Genomic DNA, 5,211 nt, shown 5'->3' with positions numbered 1-5,211 from the left:
CTCGGCCAGCATCCATGCCGGCAGCGACCTCACGGTAACCACCTTCGACGCGGGCGGTGCGGTGACGCTCGTCTCCGGCGGCGACATCAACGCCCAGGACATCACCGCGGGCGGTAACGCCACCGAAACCGCTACGGGAAGCATTACCGGGCATTCGCTGCACAGCGACGGCGACGCCCAGTTCTCGGGCACCGACGACAACATGGCTCTGGTCAATGTAGGCGGAAACCTCAGCGGGACGGCACGGGGCGAGCTTGGCCTGGTGAACACCACCGTCACCGGCGACACCACGCTCGATGTCGGCGGCACGGCCACGCTGGGTAGCCTCCACACGGGCAACGACCTGGGTATCACGGCCAACGTCATCGACGCGGGTGACCTGCACGCCGGCCGCGACATGACACTGGCGGCCATCGGCCTGCTGCAGGCGGACTGGCTCGAGATCGGCCGCGACGCCGAAATCCACGCCGACACGCTCAATGTCACCACCCTGGATGCCGGGCGCGACGCCGACCTGCACGCCGGCACGCTCGATATCACCACGCTGGGTGTCGGCCGCAACGCCTCACTCGACGTGGCGGGCAACGCCAGCATCGGCAGCACCACGGTCGGTGGCGACGCGACGGCGACGATCGGCGGTGATGCCACGCTTGGCGACGTCACCGTCACCGGCGCGACGCTGCTGCAGTCCACCGGTTCCACCTCGATCCACCAGTTCACCGGGCGCGGCACGCTTGGCGTGACCACCGGCAAGGCGCTGGCCATCGATCTTGCCAGCGTCGACGGCAATGTGACGCTCGATACGGGAACCACGCTGACGCTCGGTGACTTCACCGGCAACGCGGCGATGGCCACGACGTCGGCAGGTGACACCATCATCGGCAGCTTGAAGGTGGCCAATACCTTTGACGCTACGTCTGCAGCCAGCTTCAACCTGACCACCGGTACCGTGGGACAGGACGCCACGGTGAAGGCCACCGGCGCGATCGGCTCCGGCCACCTGGATGTGGGCGGCAACCTGGTAGCCCAGGCAGGCGGCACCATGGACCTGGACCAGACCACCGCCGGCCAGGACGCGCAGCTGACGGCGGGCGAAGCACTCACCTCCAACACGCTTCGTGTCGGCAACGACCTTCACCTGGACGGCACCACGTCTGCCACGCTGGGAAGCACGACGGTTGGCAACGATGCCGTGATCGCTACCGGCACGTCGCTGAAGATCGGATCGATCAAGGCAGGCAACGATCTGGTAGCAACCTCTGGCGGCGATACCTCGATCGACGCGGCGACGCTCGGTCGCGACGCGCTGCTCAATGCCGGCCTGGGTATGACGCTGGGCACGGTGACCGCTGGCCGTGACATCGTCGGCACCGCCGGCGACAACCTGTCCTTCACCGAGCTCGACGCCGACCGCAACATCATCCTGCGTTCCCTGCGGGGCCGGATCCTGGGCGGCACGGCGCATGCCACTAACGCCTTCCTCGCGACGGCCCAGGTGGATATCGACGCTGACACGCTCACCGCGGGCACCAGCCTGGATGTCACCGCCACCACCGGCAGCATCGACGTCGGTACGGCCGCCTCGGGCACCACGCTGACGGCAACCGCTGCCAACGACCTGCAGATCGGCACGGCTACGTCCGGCACGGCATTCACCGCCACGGCGGGCAACGACCTCACCCTTGGCACCGCCACGGCGGGGCAGGGTGCGACGATGAAGGCCGGGCAGGACCTGCACGTGGACACGCTCGGCGTAACCGGCGACGTGCTGGCCACGGCCGGTCGCGATGCCTACGCCGGCAACGTCACCGTGACGGGCAACCTCATGGGTGTCGCGGGCCGCGATCTGACGGTGAACGACTACGACGTGACGAAGGACGTCTCGCTGACGGCCGGCCGCGACATGTTCCTGGGCCGCGGCAAAAACGCCGGCCAGCTCGATCTGTCGCTGGGACGCAACCTCGACTTCGCCTCGCTCAGCGCCGGTGGCCCGATCAGCATCGATTCGTCGGGCGGCACGGTACATGGTGGTGATCTCATCACCGACCTTGCCACCATCGGCGCCCGCGACGGCATCGTGCTCGACACCTCGCACATCGGCACGCGCCTGAACCTGGCCTCGGCCGACATCGACGCGCATGTGATCCAGACCACGACTGGCAAGCCGATGACGATGACGCTCACCGGCTACCAAGGCGGCGTGGCGAAGAAGATCGTTGTTGACCTGCGCGATGCCGATAGCTGGCTGATCGACCGCCTGGCGGCGGTGCAGGCGGTGTTCGACACCTCGGCGACCTCGGTATCGATGCCCGACGCCACGATCCAGGGCGACATGTGGCTGCGTACGCCGGTGGCCACGCTGTACATGAACAACGTGTCGCCGAAGCTGGCGCAGGCCGATGTGCAGTTCTTCGAACCCGATACCAAGTTCCAGCTGTACCAGGTGGACAAGGCCACGGTGTCCGATGCCTTCGTGTCCCGCTACACGGTGGGTTACGACATCACCACGCCGAACTACATCGCCACCCATACCAACACGGATCTGGACTTCCTCGGTGACAGCGTGCTGCGCTATCTCGGAAGCACGCTTACCCTGCATACCAACCAGACGTCCACCGATGGCGACGAAAGCGATACGCCGCTGCCTCCGGCTGATCGGCATGACCATCGCCAGGACGACCTGGTGCAGTCGGCCGGTCCCGTCGCCGTGAACCTGGGTGCCCCCAACTGATGTCCCGGAACTTGACCCTGATGAATCGCAAGGCCCAAGCCTGCACTTGCCTGTTGTTGCTTGCTGGCGTCCCTGCGGATGCAGCGTTCGCCCAGTCCACCACGCCGCCGTTGCAGACGCCGGCGCAACGCACCGACCAGTACTACCAGGACCGCCAGGCGCCGCCGGTGCCCACCCGTTCGGATAATCCTTTGCCCACGGGTACGCCGGCGAACAAGTCGGGCGTGCGCAGCGATGCACGCTTCGAACTGACCGCCGTGCAGTTCGACAAGTCGGCCTTCATCGATGAAGGCTCGCTGGCGGCCGTGGCGCAGCCCTACATCGGCAAGACGGTGGGCGCCGCCGAACTCAACGCGATAGTTGACGGGGTGAACGCGTTGTATACCCAGCGCAACATCACCACGGCACGTGCGGTGCTCAGCCGTCAGCCGGTGGTGGGCGGCGTGGTGCATGTGGACATGGTGGAAGGCCATCTGGGCAAGCTCACCATCGAAGGCAACAAGCGTACCCACGAGGCCTTCGTCCGCCGTCGCATCCGTGCCCAGCCCGGCGACCTGCTCGACGCCAACGTCCTGCGCGACGACATGGTGTACATCAACCGCACCAGCAACCTCACCCTGGCCGCATTGATGCAGGCGGGCACCGAGCGCGGGCAGACCGACGTGATCGTGGATGTCGCCGAACCCAAGGCCTACAGCTTCGATGCCTTCGTCGACAATGCCGGCGTGGACACCAGCGGCAATACCCGCCTGGGCCTGGCCGGACATATGGATGGCCTCTTCGGCGTGAGCGATCGCCTGGACGTGAACATCGCCAAGTCGCGTGGTGGCACCGACGGACAGCTGGCCTATTCGGCCATCGTCACGCCCAGTGACGGCCGGCTTGGCGTGAGCTATTCGCGCAGCCAGATCGATATCGTCACCGGCGCGTTCCGCGACCTGGACATCACCGGCCATTCGTCGGTGATGTCGCTGGACTGGACCCAGCCCTTCATCGCCACCCAGCGCTGGTTGTTCGAAGGTACCGCGTCGTTGCTGAAGTCGAAGTCCGATACGTCGATTTCAGGTACGGCGGTGTCCGATACCACCACCAATGGCGTGTCGGTCGGCGTGAGCCTCAACCACCGTGTCGAAGGCCGCGAGTGGACCTTCGTGCAACAGTTCAATCATTTGAATGCCGACCAGCCGATTTCCGGCAGCGGCTCGTTCCTCACGGCCACCGGCAGTTTCGACGGCGTGCAGCGGCTGGGCGGTGCGTTTGCCCTGCGGCTGGATGCGGGTTGGCAGTTCGCCTCGAAAGACACCTTGCCTTCCTCGTCGCTGTTCCAGCTGGGCGGCGTCGGTAGCGTGCGCGGTTACGACCGCGGCATCGTGGCCGGTACCAAGGGTTATTACCTGGATCTTGAAGTCCACCATCCGCTCGGCCCGACCGACGTCTACGTGTTCGCCGATCACGGCGCGGTGTACCAGGCCTTCCCCAAGGATCGCCAGATCACCGGCGCGGGCGTCGGGGCGCTGTGGAACTACCGCAAGTGGCTGAGCTTCAACGTCGATGCCGCCCACGCCTTCACCAAGGTCATTCCCGACCAGGACAGCTGGCGCGCGGATTTCCGCGTGGCTGTGCACTTCTAGCCACGCACTACTCGGCCGGAGGCTCCCACAGTTCGATGGGGTTGCCTTCCGGATCGTGGATGCGGGCGAAGCGTCCGGTCTCGGGGGTATTCCATTCGTCCTTGGTGATGGCTTCGATCCCTGCCTGGCCAAGGGTGGCGACCAGGTCGTCCAGCTCGGTCACGCGCAGGTTCAGGATGTAGTGCTTGTCGGCGGCGAAGTAATCGGTGTCGTGCTTGAAGGGCTCGATATAGGTGGTGCCGGCCTGCTGCTGCCAGCCCGACCAGCCTTCACCGACGACGCCCAGGTGTTCGGCGTACCAGGCGCGAAGGCCCTTGGGGTCCTTCGACCGGAAGAAGAAACCGCCGATTCCCGTGACTGGCATAGCTTGTCTCCGTGACGGGCCGCCGGCCCGCGTTGTTGGTTAACCGGCAGCGTCCGCGATGTCGCCGGTTTCAAGGATGGGTTTGGAAAAGCCCCGCGCCGCCACGTTCACCATCGCCCGCCCGACGCGCTCGGTGTCGAGGATGGTTCGCGGGTAGGCGCGGCGCAACAAGCCGACGACCGGCGAAAGCACGATATAGGCCGCGTTATACAGCGGTGTCTTCGTCTTCGCCCCGTTGAGCGCCTGGATCACGCCCGGGCGGAACATGAAAGCCCTGCCGGGAAAAAGGCGCAGCAGCGCGTTCTCGGTGCGACCCTTCACCCGCGCCCACATCGACTTGCCCTCTTCGGTGCTGTCCGTGCTGGCCCCGGAGACGTACTCAAAACGCATGCCGGGGTTGAGCCGATCCAGCAAGGTCGCCACCGACATGGTCAGGTCGTAGGTGAGGTGCGTGTAGGTATCTTCCTTCATCCGGAAGGACGATA

At 65.8% G+C, this 5,211-nt stretch carries 4 protein-coding genes; 2 read left to right on the top strand and 2 right to left on the bottom strand.

Features of this window, described 5'->3' with window-relative positions; all coding sequences use genetic code 11:
- Both VK519_RS04320 and VK519_RS04315 read left to right on the top strand, forming a co-directional pair.
- The coding region (locus VK519_RS04320) for a beta strand repeat-containing protein (RefSeq protein ID WP_324347906.1) at positions 1-2,731 on the top strand (2,731 nt) is incomplete at its 5' end.
- A gap of 20 nt (positions 2,732-2,751) precedes the next feature.
- A complete protein-coding gene (locus tag VK519_RS04315) occupies positions 2,752-4,362 on the top strand; it encodes a ShlB/FhaC/HecB family hemolysin secretion/activation protein (protein WP_324347905.1) in 1,611 nt (536 codons plus the stop codon).
- 7 nt (positions 4,363-4,369) lie between these two features.
- Here VK519_RS04315 and VK519_RS04310 read toward each other — a convergent pair whose 3' ends face one another.
- Both VK519_RS04310 and VK519_RS04305 read right to left on the bottom strand, forming a co-directional pair.
- Positions 4,370-4,726, bottom strand: coding sequence for a VOC family protein (locus VK519_RS04310; protein ID WP_324347904.1), 357 nt, complete (start codon positions 4,724-4,726; stop codon positions 4,370-4,372).
- Positions 4,727-4,765: 39 nt separating this feature from the next.
- Positions 4,766-5,211 (bottom strand): Rossmann-fold NAD(P)-binding domain-containing protein (locus VK519_RS04305; protein ID WP_524538976.1); only part of this gene is annotated, 446 nt, incomplete at its 5' end.

The organism is Pinirhizobacter sp. (assembly GCF_035317885.1).
GTDB lineage: Bacteria > Pseudomonadota > Gammaproteobacteria > Xanthomonadales > Rhodanobacteraceae > Pinirhizobacter.
Note: the sequence above shows the minus strand (reverse complement) of the source record. Positions and strands in the feature narration are given on the sequence as shown.

Bases quoted from the DNA above. Each gene is read 5' to 3' on its own strand.
- VK519_RS04315 (WP_324347905.1), top strand. From the start codon at position 2,752: ATGAATCGCAAGGCCCAAGCCTGCACTTGCCTGTTGTTGCTTGCTGGC.
- VK519_RS04310 (WP_324347904.1), bottom strand. From the start codon at position 4,726: ATGCCAGTCACGGGAATCGGCGGTTTCTTCTTCCGGTCGAAGGACCCC.